At 66.2% G+C, this 22,519-nt stretch carries 20 protein-coding genes and 1 tRNA gene; 11 read left to right on the plus strand and 10 right to left on the minus strand.

Going from position 1 to position 22,519, the window contains the following annotated elements; genetic code table 11:
• Window positions 1-106 precede the first annotated feature (106 nt).
• Window positions 107-1,498: a phosphomannomutase/phosphoglucomutase gene (locus tag CGK74_RS15685; protein WP_094269367.1), complete on the plus strand. Its 1,392-nt coding sequence runs from the start codon at window positions 107-109 to the stop codon at window positions 1,496-1,498.
• 147 nt (window positions 1,499-1,645) lie between these two features.
• Entirely contained in the window at window positions 1,646-2,521 is an 876-nt protein-coding gene (locus CGK74_RS15690; RefSeq protein ID WP_094269368.1) for an HDOD domain-containing protein, read from the plus strand.
• Between the two features lie 71 nt (window positions 2,522-2,592).
• Here CGK74_RS15690 and alaS read toward each other — a convergent pair whose 3' ends face one another.
• Window positions 2,593-5,214, minus strand: coding sequence for an alanine--tRNA ligase (gene alaS, locus CGK74_RS15695; protein WP_094269369.1), 2,622 nt, complete (start codon window positions 5,212-5,214; stop codon window positions 2,593-2,595).
• A gap of 155 nt (window positions 5,215-5,369) precedes the next feature.
• Between alaS and CGK74_RS15700 the strand changes: the two genes are divergently transcribed.
• Window positions 5,370-5,921 (plus strand): cob(I)yrinic acid a,c-diamide adenosyltransferase, encoded by a 552-nt coding sequence (locus CGK74_RS15700; protein ID WP_094269370.1) that lies wholly within the window; start codon window positions 5,370-5,372, stop codon window positions 5,919-5,921.
• A 30-nt stretch (window positions 5,922-5,951) separates the two neighbouring features.
• Here the strand turns inward: CGK74_RS15700 and dinB are convergent, their stop codons facing one another.
• The 4 genes from dinB to CGK74_RS15720 all read right to left on the minus strand — a co-directional run bounded on the left by dinB (window position 5,952) and on the right by CGK74_RS15720 (window position 9,554).
• Window positions 5,952-7,046, minus strand: coding sequence for a DNA polymerase IV (gene dinB / locus CGK74_RS15705; RefSeq protein ID WP_094269371.1), 1,095 nt, complete (start codon window positions 7,044-7,046; stop codon window positions 5,952-5,954).
• An 82-nt stretch (window positions 7,047-7,128) separates the two neighbouring features.
• Window positions 7,129-7,205: transfer RNA gene (locus CGK74_RS15710), tRNA-Pro, on the minus strand.
• A 35-nt stretch (window positions 7,206-7,240) separates the two neighbouring features.
• Window positions 7,241-8,209 (minus strand): octaprenyl diphosphate synthase, encoded by a 969-nt coding sequence (ispB, locus tag CGK74_RS15715; protein WP_094269464.1) that lies wholly within the window; start codon window positions 8,207-8,209, stop codon window positions 7,241-7,243.
• 82 nt (window positions 8,210-8,291) lie between these two features.
• A complete protein-coding gene (locus tag CGK74_RS15720; RefSeq protein ID WP_094269372.1) occupies window positions 8,292-9,554 on the minus strand; it encodes an extracellular solute-binding protein in 1,263 nt (420 codons plus the stop codon).
• Window positions 9,555-9,753: 199 nt separating this feature from the next.
• Here CGK74_RS15720 and CGK74_RS15725 point away from each other — a divergent pair, with 199 nt between their 5' ends.
• The 4 genes from CGK74_RS15725 (at window position 9,754) to CGK74_RS15740 (ending at window position 14,327) form a co-directional block, all read left to right on the plus strand.
• Entirely contained in the window at window positions 9,754-10,134 is a 381-nt protein-coding gene (locus CGK74_RS15725; RefSeq protein WP_094269373.1) for a hypothetical protein, read from the plus strand.
• Between the two features lie 105 nt (window positions 10,135-10,239).
• Window positions 10,240-11,334 (plus strand): 23S rRNA (cytidine(2498)-2'-O)-methyltransferase RlmM, encoded by a 1,095-nt coding sequence (gene rlmM / locus CGK74_RS15730; RefSeq protein ID WP_094269374.1) that lies wholly within the window; start codon window positions 10,240-10,242, stop codon window positions 11,332-11,334.
• A gap of 126 nt (window positions 11,335-11,460) precedes the next feature.
• On the plus strand, window positions 11,461-12,918 hold the full coding sequence (locus CGK74_RS15735; protein WP_094269375.1) for a DEAD/DEAH box helicase: 1,458 nt from the start codon (window positions 11,461-11,463) through the stop codon (window positions 12,916-12,918).
• Between the two features lie 152 nt (window positions 12,919-13,070).
• The gene (locus tag CGK74_RS15740; RefSeq protein WP_240498756.1) at window positions 13,071-14,327 is read left to right on the plus strand and encodes an EAL domain-containing protein; all 1,257 of its coding nucleotides are present in this window, start codon (window positions 13,071-13,073) and stop codon (window positions 14,325-14,327) included.
• On the opposite strand, the gene CGK74_RS15745 is transcribed toward CGK74_RS15740, so the two are convergent.
• The 5 genes from CGK74_RS15745 to CGK74_RS15765 all read right to left on the minus strand — a co-directional run bounded on the left by CGK74_RS15745 (window position 14,321) and on the right by CGK74_RS15765 (window position 18,567).
• Window positions 14,321-14,650 carry a hypothetical protein gene (locus tag CGK74_RS15745; RefSeq protein WP_094269377.1) on the minus strand — a complete coding sequence of 110 codons (330 nt, stop codon included), beginning with the start codon at window positions 14,648-14,650 and terminating at the stop codon, window positions 14,321-14,323. The genes CGK74_RS15740 and CGK74_RS15745 overlap by 7 nt on opposite strands.
• A gap of 94 nt (window positions 14,651-14,744) precedes the next feature.
• A complete protein-coding gene (locus CGK74_RS15750; protein ID WP_094269378.1) occupies window positions 14,745-16,124 on the minus strand; it encodes an NAD(P)(+) transhydrogenase (Re/Si-specific) subunit beta in 1,380 nt (459 codons plus the stop codon).
• Complete coding sequence (locus CGK74_RS15755) at window positions 16,125-16,427, minus strand: NAD(P) transhydrogenase subunit alpha part 2 (RefSeq protein WP_094269379.1); 303 nt, start codon at window positions 16,425-16,427, stop codon at window positions 16,125-16,127. It lies immediately after the preceding gene.
• Between the two features lie 12 nt (window positions 16,428-16,439).
• A complete protein-coding gene (locus tag CGK74_RS15760) occupies window positions 16,440-17,564 on the minus strand; it encodes an NAD(P) transhydrogenase subunit alpha (RefSeq protein WP_094269380.1) in 1,125 nt (374 codons plus the stop codon).
• 241 nt (window positions 17,565-17,805) lie between these two features.
• A complete protein-coding gene (locus tag CGK74_RS15765; RefSeq protein WP_094269381.1) occupies window positions 17,806-18,567 on the minus strand; it encodes a PP2C family protein-serine/threonine phosphatase in 762 nt (253 codons plus the stop codon).
• Between the two features lie 201 nt (window positions 18,568-18,768).
• On the opposite strand from CGK74_RS15765, the gene CGK74_RS15770 reads away from it, so the two are divergent.
• The 4 genes from CGK74_RS15770 to cgtA all read left to right on the plus strand — a co-directional run bounded on the left by CGK74_RS15770 (window position 18,769) and on the right by cgtA (window position 22,477).
• The gene (locus CGK74_RS15770) at window positions 18,769-20,475 is read left to right on the plus strand and encodes a SulP family inorganic anion transporter (protein WP_094269382.1); all 1,707 of its coding nucleotides are present in this window, start codon (window positions 18,769-18,771) and stop codon (window positions 20,473-20,475) included.
• Window positions 20,476-20,609: 134 nt separating this feature from the next.
• On the plus strand, window positions 20,610-20,921 hold the full coding sequence (gene rplU, locus CGK74_RS15775) for a 50S ribosomal protein L21 (protein ID WP_004259044.1): 312 nt from the start codon (window positions 20,610-20,612) through the stop codon (window positions 20,919-20,921).
• 20 nt (window positions 20,922-20,941) lie between these two features.
• A complete protein-coding gene (gene rpmA / locus CGK74_RS15780; RefSeq protein WP_004259048.1) occupies window positions 20,942-21,205 on the plus strand; it encodes a 50S ribosomal protein L27 in 264 nt (87 codons plus the stop codon).
• Between the two features lie 84 nt (window positions 21,206-21,289).
• Window positions 21,290-22,477: an Obg family GTPase CgtA gene (gene cgtA / locus CGK74_RS15785; protein ID WP_094269383.1), complete on the plus strand. Its 1,188-nt coding sequence runs from the start codon at window positions 21,290-21,292 to the stop codon at window positions 22,475-22,477.
• Window positions 22,478-22,519: the final 42 nt, after the last annotated feature.

Consider the following 22,519-nt stretch of genomic DNA (forward strand, 5'->3'; position numbering starts at 1 on the left):
ACCTGCTTCCTCGGCACGAAAAGTGTCGCGTGAAACATGGCACGCGAACGGATGACCGCCGCCCGGCATAGAATCGCGCTTTTGGTTTCCGCCAAGCAGCCACCCGATGAGCACACCACGCCACGCCTCGCCCGCCCCCGAGATCTTCAAGGCCTACGACATCCGCGGCATCGTCGATACCGTCCTGACGCCCGATGCCGTCCGCGCAATCGGCCATGCACTGGGTTCCGAGGCCCGGGCGCGAAAGCAGGCCGCAATCGCCGTGGGGCGTGACGGACGCCTGTCGGGCCCTGCACTTGCCACCGCACTGGCGGACGGCATCCGTGCCGCGGGCGTTGACGTCATCGACATCGGCTGCGTGCCGACGCCGCTCACGTATTTCGCCGCGCACGAACTCGGCTGCGACTCCTGCGTGTCCGTCACCGGCAGCCACAACCCGCCCGACTACAACGGCCTCAAGATGGTACTGGGCGGCCAGACCCTGTTCGGCGACATGATCCGGGACCTGCGCCGCCGCATCGCGGAGGACGACCTCGCGAATGGCGCGGGCGAGCTGCGCACCGCAGACGTACGCGCCGCCTACATCGACCGCATTGCCAGCGACGTGAAGCTCGCGCGCCCGATGAAGATCGTCGTCGACTGCGGCAACGGCGTCGCCGGCGGCATCGCTCCCGAACTCTTCCGCCGCCTCGGCTGCGAAGTCGTGGAGCTGTTCTGCGACGTCGACGGCAGCTTTCCCAACCACCACCCCGACCCGTCCAAACCCGAGAACCTGCAGGACGTGATCCGCGCACTGCGCGACACCGACGCCGAGCTGGGACTGGCCTTCGATGGCGACGGCGACCGTCTCGGTGTGGTGACGAAGGACGGCGAGATCATCTACCCCGACCGCCAGCTGATGCTGTTCGCCGAAGACGTGCTGGCGCGCGTGCCGGGCGGCGAGATCATCTTCGACGTCAAATGCACGCGCAATCTGGCGCCGTGGATCCGTGCGCGCGGCGGCAAGCCGACCATGTGGAACACCGGTCACGCGCTGGTGAAGGCCAAGCTCAAGGAGACCGGCGCCCCGCTCGCCGGCGAGATGAGCGGCCACATGTTCTTCAAGGAGCGCTGGTTCGGTTTCGACGACGGCCTGTACTCGGGCGCCCGCCTGCTCGAGATCCTGTCCGTCCGCCCGGACGCCAACGCCGCACTGAAGGCGCTGCCCAACGCCGTCAGCACGCCGGAGCTGAACCTCAAGATGAACGAAGGCGAGCCCTTCGAGCTGGTGAAGCGCCTGAAGGCATCCGCCAAGTTCGACGGTGCTCAGGACGTGATCACCCTCGATGGCGTGCGCGTCGAGTACGCCGACGGCTTCGGCCTGGCCCGTCCGTCCAACACCACGCCCGTTGTCGTGCTGCGCTTCGAGGCGGACGACGCCGCCGCATTGGCGCGAATCCAGTCCGCCTTCCGCACTGCGATCGACGGCTTATGGCCCGGGCTGGATCTGCCTTTCTGAATGCCCACAGCGGCGCATGATTGCTCGTTATCGCGGACGACGCCCGCCACCGAGGAATATTTCCGCAGTGCACCGTGACAAGGCTTGTCGGCCACCCCGCGGGGCTTCATCATGAGCGCTCTGTGTGGCGAGGGAAAAACAAGAAAAATGTCGTACAAGAAGAACGGCCTCGATCTCGGGGCGCTCGAACACGCACTCAAGGGCGTGAATATTCCAGCCTGCCCGGCGGTGCTCGTCCAGATCATGGACGAGCTGAACAGCCCGGATGCGAGCGACCGCCGCATCGCGGCCCTCATCGGCGAGGACGTGGGCATTGCCTCACTGGTCGTGCGTTCCGCCAACTCCCCCCTGTTCAGCCGCGGCAAGCGGATAGCCTCGGTGGCCGATGCGGCCCGCCTGCTTGGCTTCGGCACCGTAACGAACCTCGTACAGGAAGCTTTGCTGCGCAGCGCAATTGCCGTCGAGGACGTGTCGCTCGAACGCTTCTGGGACAATTCGCGCATCACCGCCGCAGCCAATGCGCGGCTGGCCCGCAGCACGGGCACGGCGCGTCCGGAAACGGCCTACACCTTCGGCCTGTTCCACGACTGCGGCATCCCGCTGCTGATCCAGCGCTTCGACGGCTACAAGGCCGTGCTGGCTCGCGCAAACACCTGCACCGAAGGCTGGTTCACCGCCGTCGAGGACGAGGCCTTCGGTACCAACCACGCCATCATCGGCTACTTCCTGGCCCGCACATGGGGCCTGAACGACGCGGTCAGTCTCGGCATTCTGTGCCACCACGACTACTCGATCTTCGACGGCCACAACGACCTGGGCGACGCCACCCGTACGCTGGTAGCGATCAATGCGATCGGCGAACACGTGGCCAGTACGCATCTGCGCACGCGCAACGACACCGACTGGAGCAAGGCGCGGGCGCCGGTGGCGCATTACCTCAGTCTGACGCTTGCCGAACTGGACGACCTGGCGGACGACCTGATCTACGAGTTCGACCGCGAATTGGATGCCGAATCGGTTTGAGCTGACCAGACCTTTGAAACAAAAAAGCCGCGGGTGACCGCGGCTTTTTTGTTTGAAGCGGGATCTCCCGATCAGAGCTTCGCGGCCACCCAGCCCTGCACTGCCGCCAGCGCTGCCGGCAGGTTCTCCGGTTGCGTACCGCCAGCCTGCGCCATGTCCGGCCGACCGCCACCCTTGCCGCCGACCTGCTGGGCGACGAAGTTGACCAGTTCGCCAGCCTTGACCTTGCCGGTCTGGTCGGCAGTGACGCCAGCGATCAGGCTGACTTTGCCATCGCCCACCGCGGCCAGCACGATTGCCGCCGACTTGAGCTTGTCCTTGAGCTTGTCCATGGTGTCGCGCAGGGTAGGCACGTCGGCGCCTTCCAGCGTCGCGGCGAGGACCTTGACGCCGTTGACCTCGACCGCCTGGTTCACAAGCTCGTCACCCTGGCTGGCGGCGAGCTTGCCCTTGAGGCGGGCGAGTTCCTTCTCCAGCGCACGCACATTGTCGAGGATGCCGGCGACGCGCTCGGCGACCTCGTCGGGCTGCACCTTGAGCAGCGCCGACATGCCCTGCACGCGGCGCTCCTGCTCCTGGGCGTAGCGCAGCGCGTTCTCGCCGGTGATCGCCTCGACGCGGCGGATGCCGGCGGCAACGCCGCCCTCGGCGACGATCTTGAACAGACCGATATCGCCGGTGCGCGCGACGTGGGTGCCCCCGCACAGCTCCTTCGACGTGCCGATCGATAGCACGCGCACCTCGTCGGCGTACTTCTCGCCGAACAGCATCATTGCGCCGGACTTCTGCGCCGCCTCCAGCGCCATGACTTCGGCGTTGGTCGCGCTGTTGGCCAGGATCTCGCGATTGACGATCTCCTCGACCTCGCGGATTTCCTCGGCCGTCATCGGCGCGGTGTGGGCGAAGTCGAAGCGGGTCTTGTCCGGATCGACCAGCGAGCCCTTCTGCTGGACATGCGCGCCGAGCACCTCGCGCAAGGCCTTGTGCATGATGTGGGTGACCGAGTGATTGCGCGCAGTGGCGGCACGGGCAGCGACATCCACCCGGGCGAGCACGCCCTGGCCCACCGCCAGCTTGCCTGTGCGCACCACGCCATGATGGCCGAACACCGCAGCCTGGATCTTCTGCGTATCCTCCACGCCGAAGATGCCGGCGGCGCCACGCAACTCGCCGCGGTCGCCGACCTGGCCGCCGGACTCGGCATAGAACGGCGTGTGGTCGAGTACGACCACGCCCATCTCGCCCTCGAGCAGTTCGTTGACCAGTGCGCCATCCTTGTACAGCGCAAGAATGTTGCCCTTCTCTTCGAGCAGCGTGTAGCCGTGGAAGGTGGTCTCAGGGCCGTCGTAGTCCAGGTTGGCCGCCATCTTGAACTTGCCGGCGGCACGTGCCTGCTCCTTCTGTCGCGCCATCGCGGCGTCGAAGGCAACGGCATCAACGGTCACGTCGCGCTCACGGCAGATGTCGGCGGTGAGGTCGAGCGGGAAGCCGTAGGTGTCGTGCAGTTTGAAAGCGGTGTCGCCGTCGAAGACCTTCTTGCCCGCCGCCTCCATCGCCGCCAGTTCGGTCTCGACGATCGCCATGCCGTTCTCGATGGTGGCGAAGAAGCGCTCTTCTTCCTGGCGCAGCACGTCCATGATGCGGCGCTCACCGTCCTTCAGTTCGGGATAGGCGCTGCCCATCTCGCCGACGAGGTCTGGCACCATCTTGTGGAAGAAGGCGGCGCGCGCGCCGAGCTTGTAGCCGTGGCGGATGGCGCGGCGGATGATGCGGCGCAGCACGTAGCCGCGGCCTTCGTTGCCCGGAATCACGCCGTCGGCGATGAGGAAGGAACAGGCACGGATGTGGTCGGCCAGAACCTTCAGCGAGGGCGAATCCATGTCGGCGCCGGAGGTCTCACGCGCGGCGGCCTTGATCAGCGCCTGGAACAGGTCGATCTCGTAGTTGGCGTGCACGCCCTGCAGCACCGCCGAGATGCGCTCCAGGCCCATGCCGGTGTCCACCGAGGGCTTGGGCAGCGGATGCATCACGCCCTGCTCGTCGCGGTTGAACTGCATGAACACGTTGTTCCAGATCTCGATGTAGCGGTCGCCGTCCTCCTCGGGCGATCCCGGCGGGCCGCCCCAGATGTGCTCGCCGTGGTCGTAGAAGATCTCGGTGCACGGGCCGCAGGGCCCGGTGTCGCCCATCATCCAGAAATTGTCCGAGGCATAGCGCGCACCCTTGTTGTCGCCGATGCGTATCACGCGCTCCGCCGGCACGCCGACCTCCTTGGTCCAGATGTCGTAGGCCTCGTCGTCCTCGGCATACACCGTGACCCACAGCTTGTCTTTGGGCAGCTTGAAGACCTCGGTCAGCAGCTCCCAGGCGTAGGAGATGGCATCGCGCTTGAAGTAGTCGCCGAAGCTGAAGTTGCCCAGCATCTCGAAGAAGGTGTGGTGGCGCGCGGTGTAGCCGACGTTCTCGAGGTCATTGTGCTTGCCGCCGGCGCGCACGCACTTCTGCGAGGTGGTGGCGCGGGTGTAGGGCCGCTTGTCGAAGCCGAGGAACACATCCTTGAACTGGTTCATCCCGGCGTTGGTGAACAGCAGCGTCGGGTCCTCGTGCGGCACCAGCGAGCTGGAGGCAACGATCTGGTGACCCTTGGACTCGAAGAACTTGAGGAAGGCGTCGCGGATTTCGGCGGATTTCATGGAAGTTTGCGTGTTTTCTGGACGATAGGCCCGCGCTGCAGGCGAATGCGCAAGTTTATCATGAGCTTAAGCACGCCATTTGCCGCCCCGCGCCATCACGGGCTTCGCCTATAATTGACGTTCACGTCAACCAACGAACGGGACATGAGCACACCATGGGTAATCGCCTCTCGAAGATCTACACCCGCACCGGCGACGCCGGCACCACCGGACTGGGTGACGGCAAGCGCGTCTCCAAGAACAGCCTGCGCATCCACGCGCTGGGCGAGGTCGACGAGACCAACGCCATCATCGGCCTGCTGCTGTGCGAAGAACTGCCGGAGGACGTGCGCACGCTGCTCACGAACGTACAGCACGACCTGTTCGACCTCGGCGGCGAAGTCTGCATCCCGGGCATGAGCATGATCACCGACAAGCAGGTGACCCATCTCGAGAACGAACTCGACCGCTTCAACGAAGACCTCGAGCCGCTGAAGGACTTCATCCTGCCCGGCGGCACCCGCGCCGCCGCCTATGCCCATCACGCCCGCACCGTCTGCCGCCGCGCCGAACGCGCGCTGGTGGCGCTTGCGCTGGAAGAAGCGGTCAATGACGCCCCGCGCCAGTACCTTAATCGCCTGTCCGACCTGCTGTTCGTGCTCGGCCGCGTGCTCAACCGGGCCGGCGGCCGCGGCGACGTGCTGTGGCAGAAGCGCAAGAACGCCTGACGATGGCCTGAGCCGACCGGGGCCGCGCGGCTATGGTTTGCCGCGTGCTTCGCCCGGCAGGGCGTCGAACAGCGGAATCTGCGCCTCCTGCCCACCCTCGCCGCCGTCGTGCTCGACGAAGCGCACGCCCACTCCAAGCAGCCGCACAGGCCTGCCCCGACGGGCGTGCGCCTCCTCGAGCAGCGCGTGCCACACGCCATCGTCAGGCGCTGCGGCCACACACTCCGCCGTCGTCTGGACGAAGTCCGCGAACTTGATCTTCACCACCGCCTTGTGTACCGGCCGGGTTTCGCGCGCCCGCCCGAACCGAGCGCGAAACTCGGCAATCAGGGCTGGCAGCGCCGCATGACAGGCCGCCAGATCTGGCAGGTCATTCGCGTAGGTCGTCTCGACCGAGAGGGACTTACGGATGCGGTCCGGTTTCACCGGTCGATCGTCGATGCCGCGACACAGACGGTGCAGGCTCGCGCCAAAACTGCCGAAGGCCTGCGTCAACTCGGCGAGACTCCAAGCCCGCAGGTCGGCGCAGGTTTCCACGCCCTGGCGACGCAGTTTCGCTGCCGTGACCTTGCCAACGCCAAAGATCTTCTTCACCGGCAGCGCGGCAACGAAGGCGTCAACCTCGTCCGGGCGCACAACGAATTGCCCGTTGGGCTTGTTCCAGTCGCTGGCCACCTTAGCGACAAATTTGTTGGGGGCAATGCCGGCCGACGCCGTGATACCCACCTCGGCCTGGATGCGCGCGCGGATCTCCTGCGCCATCAGGGTCGCCGACCCTTGGCAGCGATCCACGCCCGTCACGTCCAGGTAGGCTTCGTCGAGCGACAGCGGCTCGACCAGCGGCGTGTAGTCGCGATAGATGTCGAGGATCGTACGCGACGCCACACGGTAGCGCTCGAAATCCGGCGGCAACAGCACCAACTGTGGACACAACTGCAGGGCACGCGAGGTAGACATCGCCGAATGCACACCGAACGCGCGCGCCTCGTAGTTGCAGGTCGCGATGACACCGCGCGTTTCCGCACGCCCACCGACCGCAATCGGGCGCCCGACCAGCGAGGGATCGTCGCGCATCTCGACCGAGGCGTAGAAGCAATCGCAATCGCAGTGGATGATCTTGCGCATCGCCGCCAGAATACGCGTCCGCGGAGAGCCGGGCACGGAAAACAAAAAACCGCCACGAAGGCGGTTTTTTGACGGGAATTGGTGGTCGGGGAAAGAGGATTCGAACCTCCGGCCCCTGCGTCCCGAACGCAGTGCTCTACCAGGCTGAGCTATTCCCCGACGCTTTTTACTTCTTTGCGAAGCCCACTAATATATCAGTGATTTCGCGCAACTGCAAAGTCCGATAATTGTAGCAGCGCATCTTTGAAAATGGAAGGGGGAAGAGTCGAAATCGCGTCGATCGCGAGTTTCGCTTCCGCCTGGGCGTGGCGGCGCGTCTCGTCCAGCGCCCCCGTCGCCTGGATGGCCGCCAGCACTGCGGCGAAATCGTCACGACCACCGTTCTCGATGGCGCCACGCACCAGCGCAGCCTGCTCCGGCGTGCCGTGCTGCATGACGTGGATCAGCGGCAGCGTGGGCTTGCCCTCGGCGAGATCGTCGCCCAGGTGCTTGCCGGTGTCGGCTTCCTCGGCAGAATAGTCGAGCACGTCGTCGATGAGCTGGAACGCCGTGCCGAGGTGCATGCCGAACGCCGCAAGGCGGTTCTCGAGTTCTTCGTCCGCCCCACCGAGGATGCCGCCCAAGCGCGATGCCGCCTCGAACAGCTTGGCCGTCTTGTAGCGGATCACGCGCAGGTAGTCGTCGATGACCACGTCGGCGTTGTGGCAGTTGAGCAACTGCAGCACTTCGCCTTCGGCGATGACATTGGTCGCATCGGCCAGCACACGCATCACGCGCATGTTGTCCACGCCGACCATCATCTGGAACGCACGGGAATAAAGGAAGTCGCCGACCAGCACCGAAGCGGCGTTGCCGAACATGGCGTTGGCGGTCTTGTTGCCGCGACGCAGGTCGGATTCGTCGACGACGTCGTCGTGCAGCAGCGTCGCCGTGTGAATGAACTCCACCACGGCTGCCAGTTCGTGATGCTGCGTGCCCTTGTAACCCATTGCACCCGCAGTGAACAGCACGAGCGCGGGGCGCAGGCGTTTGCCGCCGCTGTGAATGATGTATTCCGCCACCTGACGGATCAGCACCACGTCGGAGTAGAGGCGGTTGCGAATGACCGCATCCACCGCCTGCATGTCGGCGGCGATCGGCGCGAAAAGCTGCTTGACGGACAAGGCGGACACGCTGGCGGAAAAAGAGCGGATGGTAGGCGCCGGCGTCGACCGCCGTCAAGCCGCGCCCACCTGCCGCGGTGGGTCAGTTGCCGACCGACGCGCGCGCCACCGCGTTGTCCAGCGCTTCCTTGGCGGCCTTGCTGTCGGCCCACACGCCCGCGAGCTCCTCGTCGAGAATGCGACGCACGCGTTCGCGCTCGACCACGGGCTGGGCGCCCGAATCGGCCGTCGCCGGCTTGTTCGTGAGCTGTTCGACCGCGACGCGGACATTGTCGAGGTCGTCGCCGAGCAGTTCGCTGCGCGAAGCCAGGATGCCGGCACGGTTCAAGGGCAGATAACCCGTTTCCCGTTGCCAGGCCACCTGGTTCTCGGGTTGCAGCCAGAAGGCGATGAAGCGCGCGACCGCCTTGTACTCGTCGGGCTTCTTGCCGGCGGCCGCCCACAGCGCCGGGCCGTCAGCCACGGTGTTCTGCGGCGCGCCCGGGAAATCCTCGTGATACGGCAGGCGCGACACGGCGACGTCGACCTTGCCCGAGCGGCGGAAATCGACCCAGCTTTCGGAGGGGGCGGCAATGACCGCGCAATCACCCGCAGCAAAGCGCTGCTCGGCCTCGCTGCGGTGATCGAACACGTGCAGGTAACGCGCCCGTGCCCAGCTTGCCATCATCGCCACGTGCTTGACCTGGAACATGCCGTTGAACGAAGGCGCGACCGTTTTGCCACGCGCCGCCGCGACCGGCTCGTTGTGCCATGCACTGAGATTCTCGACCATGACGCGCCCCGGCTCGGCCACGGTGTAGGGACAGCTGTGGCCGGCGTCGGCGAGCCGGCCGAGCGTTTCCTGGAGCTCGAACCAGGTCGCGACCGGCGCGGTATCGGGATTGACGCCGGCCTTGCGCAGCGCATCGCGGTTCAGAAACAGCACCGGGGTGGACAGTCCTACCGGCAGCGCGAGCAGCTGCCCTTTCGCATCGACGGGGGTGCGCGTCATCATCGCAGGCGGACGCAGGGTCTGCAGCGGCACCTTGGCATCCTTCATCAGCGCATGCAGCGGCTTGTAGCGCGGCTTGCCGGCAACGAAGCTTTCCTCGTCGTCGCCCTCGAGGATCAGCATGTGGGGGGAACCTTCGCGCCAGCCCGCCTCGGACAGAACGACCTTGACCCCCTTCGCCTGCGCATTGAAGCGTTCGACGAGATCCTTCACCGCCATCGCCTTGGTTTCGGGCAAACGATGGTACAACTGGATCTGCTGTTCGGCGCTTGCCTGCGCAAGGGGGGTCAGAACGCCTACGGCGGCAAGGCCGGCAAGGGATGCGAAGACCGTCTTGAAACGCTTGATATTCATGGAGTTGGCGCTTGATGAGGGAGGTCGGGCGAACGCCCATTCTTGATCGCGCGAATTATAGAGCGCACGGCTTGTCTTGACAGGCCGCAGTTGTAACATCCGTCATGAGTACGGCGTTACTGCGCCTCCTGCCGACGCAGTCTTCAAGATCCCCGTGTCGCTGCCGTTAAACCACACAAGCTCCATCCGGTCCGACCCCATGCGCTCCACGCCCTTCCTGCCGTCGCTGCACACGATCGTCCTCGTTGCCCTGCTGCCCGTGCTGGGCGGCTGCGACATGCTCGCCGACCTGCTCGAACTGCCTAACCCCGCTCGACAGGCCGCGGCGAAGGAGGCCGAGGGGCGCGCCATCGGCGGCGCGTGCCGCCACGCAGGACGCTCGCTGGAGGACTGCTATACCCTCAACGGCTCCGCAGACAAGGCCGCGGTCTTCGCCGGATGGCGCGACATGAACGACTACATGATGGAACACAAGCTTGACATCGTGCCGTCGAAGCTCGTCCCCGGCGAGGGCAAGCCGGCGCCCACGCAGGCCGACGGCGCGGCAATCAACGAAACGCCCAAGCCCGCGACACGCTGACGAACACATCCGCGCTCGCCTGCGCGGTCGCGGCGGCTTATCATCGGCAGCCTCGCCCGTCGAACCGGGCCCTGCCATCCTATCGCGCCCACGCGCCCCACCCCGATGAATCAACACACCCCCGCCGCCGGCCTGCTTAGCTCGGGCCTGATCGGCTATTGCCGCGCCGGCTTCGAGAAAGAACTGGCCGGAGAGCTCGACGACCTCGCAGCCGAAGCCGGCCTGATCGGCTACGTGCGCGCCCAACCCGATACCGGCTACGTCGTCTTCGAAACTTTCGAACCCACGCCGCTCGGTAGCTTCGGCAACGCCACGGACTGGCGCCGCCCCTGCTTCGCCCGCCAGTTGCTGCCCTGGTTCGCGCGCATCGAGGAGTTGCCCGAACGCGACCGCGCGACCCCCATCGTCGAGGCAGTGAAGGCCTCGGGACAGCGCTTCTGCAGCGTTGTGCTCGAGACCCCGGACACGGACGAAGCCAAGCAGCGCTCCGGCTTCTGCAAGCGCTTCACCGAACCGCTGACCAAGGCACTGGAAAAGGCGGGCTGCCTGCGCAGCAGCCGCACCGGCCTGCCCGTGCTGCACGTGCTGTTCACCGACGCCACCACGGCCTGGCTGGCTGCTGGCCAGACCGAGCAGTGCGCGCCCTGGCCGATGGGCATCCCGCGCCTGCGCATGCCCTCGAATGCACCCAGCCGCTCGACGATGAAGCTGGCCGAAGCCTTCATGACCCTGCTCGAGGACAACGAGCGCGACAGCATCCTGCGCGCAGGCCAGCGCGCGGTCGACCTGGGCGCAGCCCCCGGCGGCTGGACGTGGCAGCTCGTGCATCGCGGCCTGCGCGTCACGGCCATCGACAACGGCCCGCTGCGCGACACCGTGATGGCGACCGAGATGGTCGAACACCTGAAGGCAGACGGCTTCACCTGGCGCCCGCAGCGCGCGGTGGACTGGATGGTGTGTGACATGGTGGAGCAGCCCTCGCGCATCGCCTCGCTGATGGCCGAATGGATCGCCACCGGACGTTGCCGCTACACCATCTTCAACCTCAAGCTGCCGATGAAGCGGCGGCTCGAGGCGGTGGAACAATGCCGCGAGCTCATCCGCAAGCGGCTCAACAGCGTCGGCCCCTTCGACCTGCGCATCAAGCATCTGTACCACGACCGCGAAGAGGTCACGGCCTTCCTGACACTGAAGCGCTGAACGGCGATCGCGGGGGCAGCCGCGCATGCGAAGCCCCTGTCCCGTAACGGTTTTGCGTGCTGTGTATAATCCGGTTTTCCGCAATCCGGCGGTCGGCTGTCGACCGCGCCCACCCCAAAGGCACCCATGAGTTTCGCCGATCTCGGCCTCATTCCCGAACTGCTTAAAGCCGTCGCCGACGCCGGCTATACCGAGCCGACGCCGATCCAGCGCCAGGCCATCCCCACCGTCATTGCTGGTCACGACGTCATGGGCGGCGCCCAGACGGGCACCGGCAAGACGGCCGGCTTCACGCTGCCGCTGCTGCACCGCATCGCCCGCCACGCCAACACCAGCACCTCGCCGGCACGCCATGCCACGCGCGCACTGATCCTCGCACCCACGCGTGAGCTGGCGATGCAGGTCTACGAGTCGGTCAAGACCTACAGCAAGCACCTGCCCCTGCGCTCGATCTGCGTCTATGGCGGGGTCGACATCAAGCCGCAACAGGCCGAACTGCGCCGCGGCATCGAGGTGGTCATCGCTACGCCGGGCCGCCTGCTCGATCACGTCGAACAGAAGTCGATCAATCTGTCCCAGGTCGAAGTGCTGGTACTGGACGAAGCCGACCGCATGCTCGACATGGGCTTCATCCCCGACATCAAGCGCATCCTCGCCTTGCTGCCTGACAACCGCCAGAGCCTGCTGTTCTCGGCCACCTTCTCCGACGAGATCAAGAAGCTCGCCGACCAGATGCTGAAGAACCCGCAGCTGATCGAGGTGGCACGTCGCAACATGGTGTCGGAAACGATCACCCACGTCGTGCATCCGGTGTCCTCAGGCATGAAGCGCAACCTGCTCGCCCATCTGCTGCGCCACAAGCCCGACACCCAGGCACTGGTGTTCGTCGACACCAAGCTCGCCTGCGGCCGCCTCGCGCACTTCCTCGAGCGCCACGGCATCTCCGCCGATGCCATCCACGGCGACAAGGGGCAACAGCAGCGCACCGAGACGCTCGAAGCCTTCAAGAGCGGCAAGCTGCGCGTACTGGTGGCCACCGACGTCGCGGCGCGCGGCATCGACATCGACGAACTGCCGTACGTGATCAACTTCGAACTGCCGCACACGGCCGAAGACTACGTGCACCGCATCGGCCGCACCGGCCGCGCCGGCCACCAGGGCAACGCGATTTCGCTCGTGTGCGCGGAGGAAAAGCATCGGCTCGCCGAGATCCAGAAGCTGATCAAGCTCGAGATTCCCCAGGAACTCGTCCCCGGCTTTGATCCGGAAACGGAGTTCTTCGAGGCGGGCAGCCGCTCGCGCGCGCGGCGACCAGCCTCTGCCCCGGTCGAGGAGGCACCGCGTGCGCCGCGCAGCAGTGCCGGGCGCAGCCAAGGGCCGGCCGGCACGCGCTCCCCGCGGCAGAAGTCGTCCGTCGCGGCGGACGGCTTCGACTTCAGCAAGCCTTACGAACCCACTGCGGTATCGAGCGCGGCACCATCTGCCGAACTGCAACCGACGCTGGTCGCACAGGGCAAACCCGATCCGCTGCGCCGCCCGCAACGCCCCATCGCCGTGTTGCTGGGTGGTCTGGGCCGGAAATAGGGTACTCGGGGCGGCTTTTTCCATCCTCTACGGCAGCGCGGCATAAAGTATTCTCACGCCGATGCCGTAGTTGGTGAAACCCGTTCGAGAACCTGCCGCCCGTGAATATTCCAGGACGCCCACCCGGGGCGCCTCCCCCTGCAGAACCCTTCGTGCCCGACCTTTCCGAAGGGGCGGAGGCTGGCGTCTATCTCGCGCTGCTCGAACTCATCGACGAAGGCCTGATCATCACCGGCGACGAGTTCATTCTCGACGCCAACAGCGCAGCCTGCCGTCTGCTCGGGCGCGACTACCGGCAGATCGCCGGTCGCTCTCTGAGCGCCCTGTTCCCGACCGAGGAAGCCTTCCTCGACGTGCGTGCCCGACTGCTGATCCAGGGCGAGCGCCGCAGCCTGATCACCGTCGCCTTGCCCGAAGGCAGCACGCGCGAACTCCAGGTACTGTGCGCACCGCGTCTGCGGCCAGGACTGCACGCCCTCATCCTGAGCCCGGCCGGTACGCACCCACAGCGGCTCGGGCAGCGGTCGGTGGACACCACCGCCCAGCACTTCGCGTCGCATATCGAGGCCGACCAGTTGCGCAGCCTCATGCCGGGCGTGCGAATGATCGAGGGCACGGCCTGGCAATCCGGGCTGGATGCCTTCGAAACCGGCCTGCGCTCGGCGCTGGACAACGGCAACCTGGCCCTGCACTTCCAGCCGCTCGTCGAGGCCCGCTCGGGGCGGCTGTGTGCTGGCGAGGCTCTGCTGCGCTGGCAGCACCCCGAACTGGGACTGCTGCCCTTTGGCCGCTTCAAGGGTGCGCTCCGCGACCCGCAGCTGATCGCGCGCCTTGGCGACTGGGTCCTCAACACGGCATGCCGCTATGCCCGCTTGTGGCCCACCGGGCCTGCCGGCCAGCAGCCTGTCAGACTCACCGTGAACGTCGCCACCGAACAACTGCTGCACGGCGACTTCGCGGAGTGCGTTCGCCTCGTGCTCGAGGACAGCAATCTCGCCCCCGAGCGGCTGGAACTCGATCTCGACGAGAAGATCCTCGAGACCGACAGCCCCTCCCTGCTGCAAACCATGAAGATGCTTTCGGCGATGGGCGTCCGCCTCGCCATCGATGACTTCGGGCGCGGCATGTCGTCCATCCGGCGCCTGAAGCGCTATCCGCTCAAGACGATCAAGCTCGACCCGGACCTGGTACGCGGCGTCGGCCATGACGAGGAGTGCGAAGCCGTGGTGGAAGCGATCGCCGGCATGGCGGCAACACTGGGCCTCGAAGTCTTTGCGCGCGGAGTCGAAACCCGCGCCCAGCAGGATTTCCTGTGCGCACTCGACTGCCACCTGCAGCAAGGGCCGCTGTTCGGGCCGCCGCTGAGCGCACAGGCCTTCGCCCGCGGCCTGCGCGCCGCCACTCAGTAGTCCATCAGGCTCGCACAGGTTTCCTCGCGCCCGGTCATGCGCCCGAAGCGCGCAAGCCGGTCGCGCACGAAGTCGTCACTGACGCGGCGGTCCGCGCAGTAGTCGCGCAACTGCATTGCATACGCCAGGTTCTGCATGTCCGCGACCGTCTTGGCAATCGCCGGGAAGCGGTAGTTGTCCGTTCGTCGCCATTCGGGAACATCGGGCGCCTTGGCCGGCTGCGCCTCGCCGGCACCGGGCGCAGCCGCCGGCCCGCCCTGCTGGGCCTGGGCGGCAGACACGCCCGACAGGGCGATGAAGATGAGAACGCGCAGAAATGGCATCGGGCCGCTACCGGAGGAAAGATGCCTCCGATTACGGCCCGATCGTACCCAAGCTTGAGCCTTTACCGCCAGCCTTCGGGCCGGCGGTACCGGATCAGGCCTCCAGCGCCTTGACGTGCTGGATCACCTCGCCAATGGCCTGCTGCGCGCTGCCGTACAACATGCGGCAGTTGTCCTTGTAGAACAGCGCGTTCTCGATGCCCGAGTAGCCCGCGCCCTTGCCGCGCTTCACGACGATCACGTTCTGCGCCATGTCGACGTTGAGGATCGGCATGCCGTAGATCGGGCTGGTCTTGTCGGTGCGTGCGACCGGGTTCACCACGTCGTTCGCACCGATCACCAGTGCCACGTCCGCTTGCGGGAAGTCGGCGTTGATCTCCTCGAGATCGAAGATCTTGTCGTAGGGCACGCCCGCCTCGGCCAGCAGCACGTTCATGTGGCCCGGCATGCGGCCCGCCACCGGGTGGATGGCGAACACCACCTCGACGCCACCCTCTTCCAGCAGTTGCGCCATCTCCCACACCTTGTGCTGCGCCCCGGCCACCGCCATGCCGTAGCCCGGCACGATGATGACCTTGCTCGCGTAGCGCATCACCGAGGCGGCATCCAGCGCCGAGAACTCCTTCATCGTGCCTTCGATCGCCTCGCCCTCACCGCCGGCAGCCGCGCCGCTCAGCGGGGTGAAGATGACGTTGGAGATCGGGCGGTTCATCGCCTTGGCCATCAACTGCGTGAGCAGCGTACCCGAGGCGCCCACCACGATGCCGGCCACGATCAGCGCCGGATTGCCGAGCACGTAGCCCTCGAAACCCACGGCGAGACCGGTGAAGGCATTCAGCAGCGAGATCACCACCGGCATGTCGGCGCCGCCGATCGGGCTGGTGAGGATTGCGCCCAGCGCCAGCGCCAGCACGAAGAACAGCACGATGAGCGCCGACGACGGCGCATCCGACACGATGATCGCCAGGCCCAGCAGTGCGGTGACGGCGGCCAGGCCGATGTTCACCATGTTCTGCTGCGGCAGCCGGAAGGCGTTCTTCATGATGCCCTGCAGCTTGGCGTAGGCAATGCACGAGCCGGAGAAGGCCACCGAGCCGATCAGCGCACCGAGCACCGCCAGCGTGGCCACCACCGGGCCATGCACCTCGCCGCGAGCGAACTCGAGCGCGGCAATCGCCGCCGCCGCGCCGCCGCCCATGCCGTTGTAGATGGCGACCATCTGCGGCATGTCGGTCATCTTGACCGTCTTGCCGCTCCACCACGCCACCGCCCCGCCCGACACGATGGCGAGCACCATCAGACCGACGTTGCCGAGATTCGGCGTGAAGAAGGTCACCACGGTCGCCGCGACCATGGCGTAGCCCGCCCACACGATGCCCTTGCGGGCCGTCACCGGAGAACTCATCGCCTTCAGGCCGAGAATGAACACCACGGCCACGGCGAAATAGGACGCCTGAATGAACACGTTCGCCATTTATGCGCCCCCTTCCTTCTTGTTGCCACCCTTGAACATCGCCAGCATGCGCTCGGTGACGACATAGCCGCCCGCGGCATTGGCCGCACCGAGGAACACCGCGACGAAACCGATGATGAGCTGCACCGGATCATCCGGATCGGCATGACCGAGCACCACCATCGCGCCCACCAGCACGACACCGTGCACGAAGTTCGAGCCCGACATCAGCGGCGTGTGCAGGATCACCGGCACTCGCGAAATCACCTCGTAACCGGTGAATGCGGCCAGCATGAAGATATACAGCGCTGCAATTCCTTCCATGATCGCTCTCCCTTACAGCCCGAGAACCTGCTTGACGCCGGCGTGGCGAACCTCGCCCGCGTGCGTGAGGCAGGCACCGGCCATCACCTCGTCTTCCCAGTCGAGCGCAAGCGCGCCGTCCTGGATGAAGGGCGAGATGAAGTTGAACAGGTTCTTGGCGTACATCTCCGACGCATGCACCGGCATGCGGCTGGGGATGTTGACCGGCCCGATCACCAGTACGTCGTTGATCCAGACCTTCTCGCCCGCCACCGTGCCTTCGACGTTGCCACCGGTCTCGGCCGCCATGTCGACGACGACCGCGCCCGGCTTCATGCGCGCGATCATGTCGGCGGTGATGATGCGCGGCGCGGGCTTGCCCGGAATCGCGGCGGTGGTGATGAGCGCATCGCACTGGGCGACGGCCTTGGCCAGGCGCTCGGCCTGCTGCGCCTTCTCCTCGTCGGTCAGCTCGCGCGCGTAGCCACCGCTGCCCGCGGCGGACACGCCGGTGTCGACGAACTTGGCGCCGAGCGACTCGACCTGCTCGCGCGTCTCGGGACGCACGTCATAGGCCTCGACCATGGCGCCGATACGGCGCGCGGTCGCGATGGTCTGCAGGCCTGCCACGCCACAGCCGATCACCAGCACCTTGGCCGGGCGGATCGTGCCGGCGGCGTAGGTCAGCATCGGGAAGAACTTCGGGCTATGGTCGGCAGCGATCAGCGCGCACTCGTAGCCCGCCACCGCGCCCTGCGAGGACAGCGCATCCATGCTCTGCGCGCGCGAGATGCGCGGCAGCAGCTCCAGCGCAAACGCGCTGATCCGGCCTTCGGCCAGCTGGCGCGCACGCTCGGCGCTCGCCCAAGGCTGCAGCATGCCCAGCAGCACGCTGCCCGGCCGGATCTTCGAAATGAGGTCCGCCTCGGGCGGTTGCACGCAGAACACGACATCCGCCTGCGCACAGACCTCGGCGGCGGTATCGACGACGCTGACCCCGCTGAAGTCCGCATCGCGGAAGTGCGCCGGCACCCCCGCTCCCTTTTGCATCACCACCTGGACGCCAAGGCCCAGGTATTTCTTCACGACATCCGGCACGACCGACAGGCGTCGTTCGCCGGAAGCTGTCTCCGCTAGCACTCCGAGGGTCAGAGGCATGGGCTGTTCCTCCCTGTTTGATCAATGGCTCGAAAGCCGTTTTCACCTGTGTTTCGCGCCGGATGCCACTTATCGTTTTTTCTCCCTGCCCATCGTGCGATGGCTGGCGCGAAGGCCATATTACCGGCATTCGATCAGCAGGCAATAATATTGGGCAGCGAAACGGGAAACACTCGGCGGACGGGCGAGCACAGACGGGCTCAGGCCCCTGAAAGCCGTGCCCTGAGAGGACCCACTGCGCTCAGTGCGCAGCGCTGACGGGAGGAACGAGCTTGACGATGACCAGGGAGATGTTGTCGCCGGCACCGCCCGCGCGCTCACGCGCCAGGGCAATCAGGCGTTCGGCCGCCTCGCGCGGCGGCAGGGACTGGATGGTCGATGCCAGTTCGGAATCGGTGAAATAGGCCCACAGGCCGTCGGAGCACAACAGGAAAGCATCGCCGGCATCGGGCGATTCGAGCACGCCGTAGTCGATCCGCGGCTCGCGCTCGCCACCAAGACAGGACAACAGCACGTTTCGCTGCGGGTGCCGCAGCGACCCCTGCTCATCGAGACGCCCCTTGCGCATCAGCTCGCCAACGAGAGAATGATCTCCGCTGCGCGACACCGTCTCGGCGCCACGGAAATGATAGATGCGCGAATCGCCGCAATGCGCCCAGTACGCCTTGCCCTGCTGCATCAGGAAAGTCACGGCCGTGCTGTGCGGATCCTTCTCGCTGGTGAAGCGTGTGAGCTTGATGACGACATGCGCCTCGTCGATGACGCTGGACAGCAGCTCCTGAGGCGTCTCGTGTCCGGGTGCGTACACCTCGAGATTCTGCTTGGCGCGCATGATGACCTGCTCGGCAGCCATCGCTCCGCCGCTATGCCCGCCCATGCCGTCGGCAAGGACAGCCAGCATGACGCCAGGGCGCTTGGGGTGGGCGAACAGTCCGACGCGATCCTGCTGCTCGGCACGGTCCCCGATGTGCGTGGCAACGCAGGTTTCAGCAGAGAATGCCATTGGGAAGAGAGTGATGACGGTGCCTGAATCATATCAACCGGCGGTGACCGCGGGCAGGCCCCGATGATCCCGCACGCAGCCCGCCTGCAGCCCGGTGTGACGCAGTTCACACTACCACCCAATCTGGGGCGTCAGCGGCCGCTCGAAGGGCATTTGCTACCATGGCGTCCCTGCATCCGCCGCTGCGCCATTCTGCCCCCCATGACCAAGCGCACCCACCCAGAGCGCGTTTTCCCCGCCCTTGCCTGGCCGCGGCAATGGGCAAACGGCGGGCTGCGTGGCGATCTGCTGGCCGGTCTCACCGTGGCCCTGGTGCTGATTCCCCAGGCGCTGGCTTATGCCAAGCTTGCCGGGCTGCCGCCCCAGGTCGGCCTCTACGCCGCCCTGCTGCCCGCAGTGGTCGCAGCCCTGTTCGGCTCCTGCGGCCAGCTGTCGACCGGCCCGGTCGCACTCACCAGTCTGCTTGTCGGTGCCAGCATCCTGCCGCTCGCGGGAGGCAGCCCCGAGCAGCTGATCCCGCTCGCCCTCCTGCTGGCCCTGATGTCGGGGCTCATCCAGCTCGCCCTCGGCGTACTGCGCCTAGGCTGGCTGCTGAACCTGCTGTCGATGCCCGTGCTGATGGGCTTCGTGAACGCGGCCGCGCTGATCATCTGCCTGACGCAGATACCGTCGCTGTTCGGCATCACTCTGGCACAAGGCGAGCACCTGGTGCTGGGCGTGGCGCGCATGCTGACCGACAACCGCAGCCTGCACGCCGCCTCGATGGCCTTCGGCCTCGGCGCACTGGGCGCGCTGCTGCTGCTGAAGCGTCTCGCGCCGCGCCTGCCGGGCGTACCGATCGTGGTCGCGGCCAGCATCGCGCTGTCGGCGCTCGTCGGGTTCGAAGCCGGCGGCGGCGGGGTGGTCGGCCAAATTCCTCCGTCGCTGCCAGCACTCAGCCTGCCACCGCTGCGGCCTGACCTGGCGATGACCCTGCTGCCGGCAGCCTTTGTGGTTGCGATGGTCAGCTTCATGGAAGCGGCATCGAGCGCCAAGCTCATCTCGGGGCGAACGCGCCAGGCCTGGAACCAGGACCAGGAACTGATCGGCCAGGGGCTCAGCAAGGTCGCTGCCGCCTTCACCAGCGGCATGCCGGTGAGCGCCTCGTTCTCGCGCTCGGCCCTCAACTATGCCAGCGAGGCGAGGACAGGCCTGTCCTCGCTGGTGGCCGCCGCCGTCGTACTCGTCGCGCTGCTCTACCTCACCCCGCTGCTCTGGCATCTGCCCAAGCCGGTGCTGGCGGCAGTCATCCTGCAGGCCGTCGGCGGGCTGATCGACCTCAAGGTGTTGCGCCGCGCCTGGCGCGCCCACCGCGACGACGGCTTGGGCGCAATAGTCACCTTCCTCGCCACACTGGCCTTCGCGCCCAACATTCAGAACGGCATCTTCACCGGCCTCTTCCTGACGCTCGCGCTCATGGTCTATCGCAGCATGCGACCGCGCGTTGCGCTGCTCGGCCTGCATCCGGACGGCACCTACCGCGACCTGCACCGTTTCGGGCTGTCCCACCCGCATCCGCAACTCGTCATCGTGCGCTTTGACAGCCCGCTCACCTTCGTCACCGCCGCCCCCTTCGAGGACGGCCTTTTGCGCGCCGCACGTGCGCAACAGGACGTACGGGTAGTACTGGTGTCCGCGGCGGGCATCAACGAGATGGACGCCACCGGCCTGTACACGTTGGCCGGACTGATCGAACGCTTCCACGCACAGGGCCAGTCGATCGCCTTCTGCGGCCTGAAAAAACAGGTCGTCGACGCCATGGAGCGCGACGGCCTGTGGCCGCGCATCGCCGACGTCGCCGCCTACCGCACCGAACAGCAGGCACTCGATGCGCTGCTGCCGGGGCTGCCTGCCGCGACGCTCGCCTGAGCGCTTGCGGAGCGGCTCGAAACCGCTCTTGCCATGGCGGCGAAGAAGCGTATGCTGCTGATTGCCATTGACTTTCGAAGCTTCGCCAGTTAGAGTGCGCGATTCTTTGCAAACCCATCAACTGGAGCAACACCATGTACGCGGTGATAAAAACCGGTGGCAAGCAGTATCGCGTTGCCGCTGGCGAAAAGATCAAGGTAGAACAGATACCGGCCGACGTGGGTTCCGAAATCACCATCGACCAGGTTTTCATGGTCGGTGAAGGCGAGTCCGTGAAGATCGGCACGCCGGTGGTCGCCGGAGCTTCCGTCAAGGCGACCGTGGTTTCGCACGGCCGTCACGACAAGATCAAGATTTTCAAGATGCGCCGCCGCAAGCACTATCAGAAGCATCAGGGGCATCGTCAGAACTACACCGAGCTTCGCATCGAAGCGATCTCGGCCTAAGGCGCAGGGGGTAATCCGACATGGCACACAAAAAAGCTGGCGGTAGTTCGCGTAACGGCCGCGACTCGGAATCGAAACGCCTCGGCGTGAAGCGCTACGGTGGCCAGTTCGTGCTCGCCGGCAACATCATCGTTCGCCAGCGCGGTACCGAATACCACCCGGGCGACAACGTCGGCATCGGCAAGGACCACACCCTGTTCGCGCTGAAGGATGGCGTCGTGCAGTTCGCGGTCAAGGGCCCGTCGAAGCGCCGCACCGTGATCATCGTGCCCGAAGCGGCCTGATCGCTGGCGCAACGCGCTTTTGCAGTACAAAAGCCCTATCCTTGCGGTAGGGCTTTTTCATTTTTGGATCAAGGTTGATCAGGCATGAAGTTTTTTGACGAAGCCCGCATCGAAGTCTTCGCCGGCGACGGCGGCAACGGCGCGGCCACCTTCCGCCGCGAGAAGTTCATCCCAAAGGGCGGCCCCAGTGGCGGCGACGGCGGGCGTGGCGGCAGCGTGTATGCAGTTGCCGACCGCAACCTCAACACCCTGATCGACTACCGCTACACGCGCAGCTTCCGCGCCGAACGCGGTGAGAACGGCGGCAGCCGCGACTGCTACGGCAAGGGCGGCGATGACATCACGCTGCGCTTCCCGGTGGGTACGGTGATCCGCAACCTCGAGACCGAGGAACTGATCGCCGACCTCGACGAGGATGGCAAGAAGGTGCTGATCGCACGCGGCGGCCGTGGCGGCCTCGGCAACATCCACTTCAAGTCCAGCGTCAACCGCGCCCCGCGCAAGAAGACCATGGGCCAGGAAGGCGAGCGCTTCAGCCTGCATCTCGAGCTGAAGATCCTCGCCGACGTCGGCCTGCTGGGCATGCCCAACGCCGGGAAGTCCACCTTCATCCGCAGCGTGTCGGCCGCCAAGCCCAAGGTCGCGGACTACCCCTTCACCACGCTCGCGCCCAACCTGGGCGTGGTGCGCACCTCCGAGAACCGCAGCTTCGTCATCGCCGACATTCCGGGCCTGATCGAAGGCGCAGCCGAGGGTGCCGGACTGGGCCACCAGTTCCTGCGCCATCTGCAGCGCACCCACGTGCTGCTGCACCTGGTCGACCTCGCCCCCTTCGACCCCGAAGCGGACCCCGTGGCCGACGCCAAGGCCATCGTGGAGGAACTGCGCAAGTACGACGAGGCGCTGTACAACAAGCCGCGCTGGCTTGCACTGAACAAGCTCGACCTGATTCCCGAGGAAGAGCGCGCCGAGCGCGTCGCCGCCTTCCTCGAGGCCTATGGCCCGGTCGAGCGCCACTTCGAGATCTCCGCACTCAAGGGCGAAGGCACCAAGGCGCTGATCTTCGCGCTGCAGGACTTCCTCGACGCCGAGCGCGACCGGATCAACGCCGAGCGTACCGAGCGCCAGGCTGCCGAGGCCGCCCGGCTCGCGGCACTCGAGGCTGAGCGTGCCGCCGCCGATGCCGCTTACGAGGCCGAAGTCCTGAGCGAAGACGATCTGCCCGAGGACGACCTGCCCGAGGATGGACCCCACGACGACGAGTCGCGCTGACCCGGCGCTCGCCCCCTCGACTGCCGGGGCGTCGCCACACAC

The sequence above is a fragment of the Thauera propionica genome (assembly GCF_002245655.1).
In the GTDB taxonomy this organism is placed as follows: domain Bacteria; phylum Pseudomonadota; class Gammaproteobacteria; order Burkholderiales; family Rhodocyclaceae; genus Thauera; species Thauera propionica.

What these genes read in the sequence shown, in the direction of transcription:
- CGK74_RS15700 (WP_094269370.1), top strand. Translation starts at nt 5,370, where the DNA reads ATGGGTAATCGCCTCTCGAAGATCTACACCCGCACCGGCGACGCCGGC.
- alaS (WP_094269369.1), bottom strand. Translation starts at nt 5,214, where the DNA reads ATGAAATCCGCCGAAATCCGCGACGCCTTCCTCAAGTTCTTCGAGTCC.
- CGK74_RS15735 (WP_094269375.1), top strand. Translation starts at nt 11,461, where the DNA reads ATGAGTTTCGCCGATCTCGGCCTCATTCCCGAACTGCTTAAAGCCGTC.
- CGK74_RS15770 (WP_094269382.1), top strand. Translation starts at nt 18,769, where the DNA reads ATGACCAAGCGCACCCACCCAGAGCGCGTTTTCCCCGCCCTTGCCTGG.
- rplU (WP_004259044.1), top strand. Translation starts at nt 20,610, where the DNA reads ATGTACGCGGTGATAAAAACCGGTGGCAAGCAGTATCGCGTTGCCGCT.
- CGK74_RS15760 (WP_094269380.1), bottom strand. Translation starts at nt 17,564, where the DNA reads ATGCCTCTGACCCTCGGAGTGCTAGCGGAGACAGCTTCCGGCGAACGA.
- CGK74_RS15720 (WP_094269372.1), bottom strand. Translation starts at nt 9,554, where the DNA reads ATGAATATCAAGCGTTTCAAGACGGTCTTCGCATCCCTTGCCGGCCTT.
- rlmM (WP_094269374.1), top strand. Translation starts at nt 10,240, where the DNA reads ATGAATCAACACACCCCCGCCGCCGGCCTGCTTAGCTCGGGCCTGATC.
- CGK74_RS15745 (WP_094269377.1), bottom strand. Translation starts at nt 14,650, where the DNA reads ATGCCATTTCTGCGCGTTCTCATCTTCATCGCCCTGTCGGGCGTGTCT.
- CGK74_RS15765 (WP_094269381.1), bottom strand. Translation starts at nt 18,567, where the DNA reads ATGGCATTCTCTGCTGAAACCTGCGTTGCCACGCACATCGGGGACCGT.
- CGK74_RS15750 (WP_094269378.1), bottom strand. Translation starts at nt 16,124, where the DNA reads ATGGCGAACGTGTTCATTCAGGCGTCCTATTTCGCCGTGGCCGTGGTG.
- CGK74_RS15690 (WP_094269368.1), top strand. Translation starts at nt 1,646, where the DNA reads ATGTCGTACAAGAAGAACGGCCTCGATCTCGGGGCGCTCGAACACGCA.
- CGK74_RS15725 (WP_094269373.1), top strand. Translation starts at nt 9,754, where the DNA reads ATGCGCTCCACGCCCTTCCTGCCGTCGCTGCACACGATCGTCCTCGTT.
- CGK74_RS15755 (WP_094269379.1), bottom strand. Translation starts at nt 16,427, where the DNA reads ATGGAAGGAATTGCAGCGCTGTATATCTTCATGCTGGCCGCATTCACC.
- dinB (WP_094269371.1), bottom strand. Translation starts at nt 7,046, where the DNA reads ATGCGCAAGATCATCCACTGCGATTGCGATTGCTTCTACGCCTCGGTC.
- cgtA (WP_094269383.1), top strand. Translation starts at nt 21,290, where the DNA reads ATGAAGTTTTTTGACGAAGCCCGCATCGAAGTCTTCGCCGGCGACGGC.
- rpmA (WP_004259048.1), top strand. Translation starts at nt 20,942, where the DNA reads ATGGCACACAAAAAAGCTGGCGGTAGTTCGCGTAACGGCCGCGACTCG.
- CGK74_RS15685 (WP_094269367.1), top strand. Translation starts at nt 107, where the DNA reads ATGAGCACACCACGCCACGCCTCGCCCGCCCCCGAGATCTTCAAGGCC.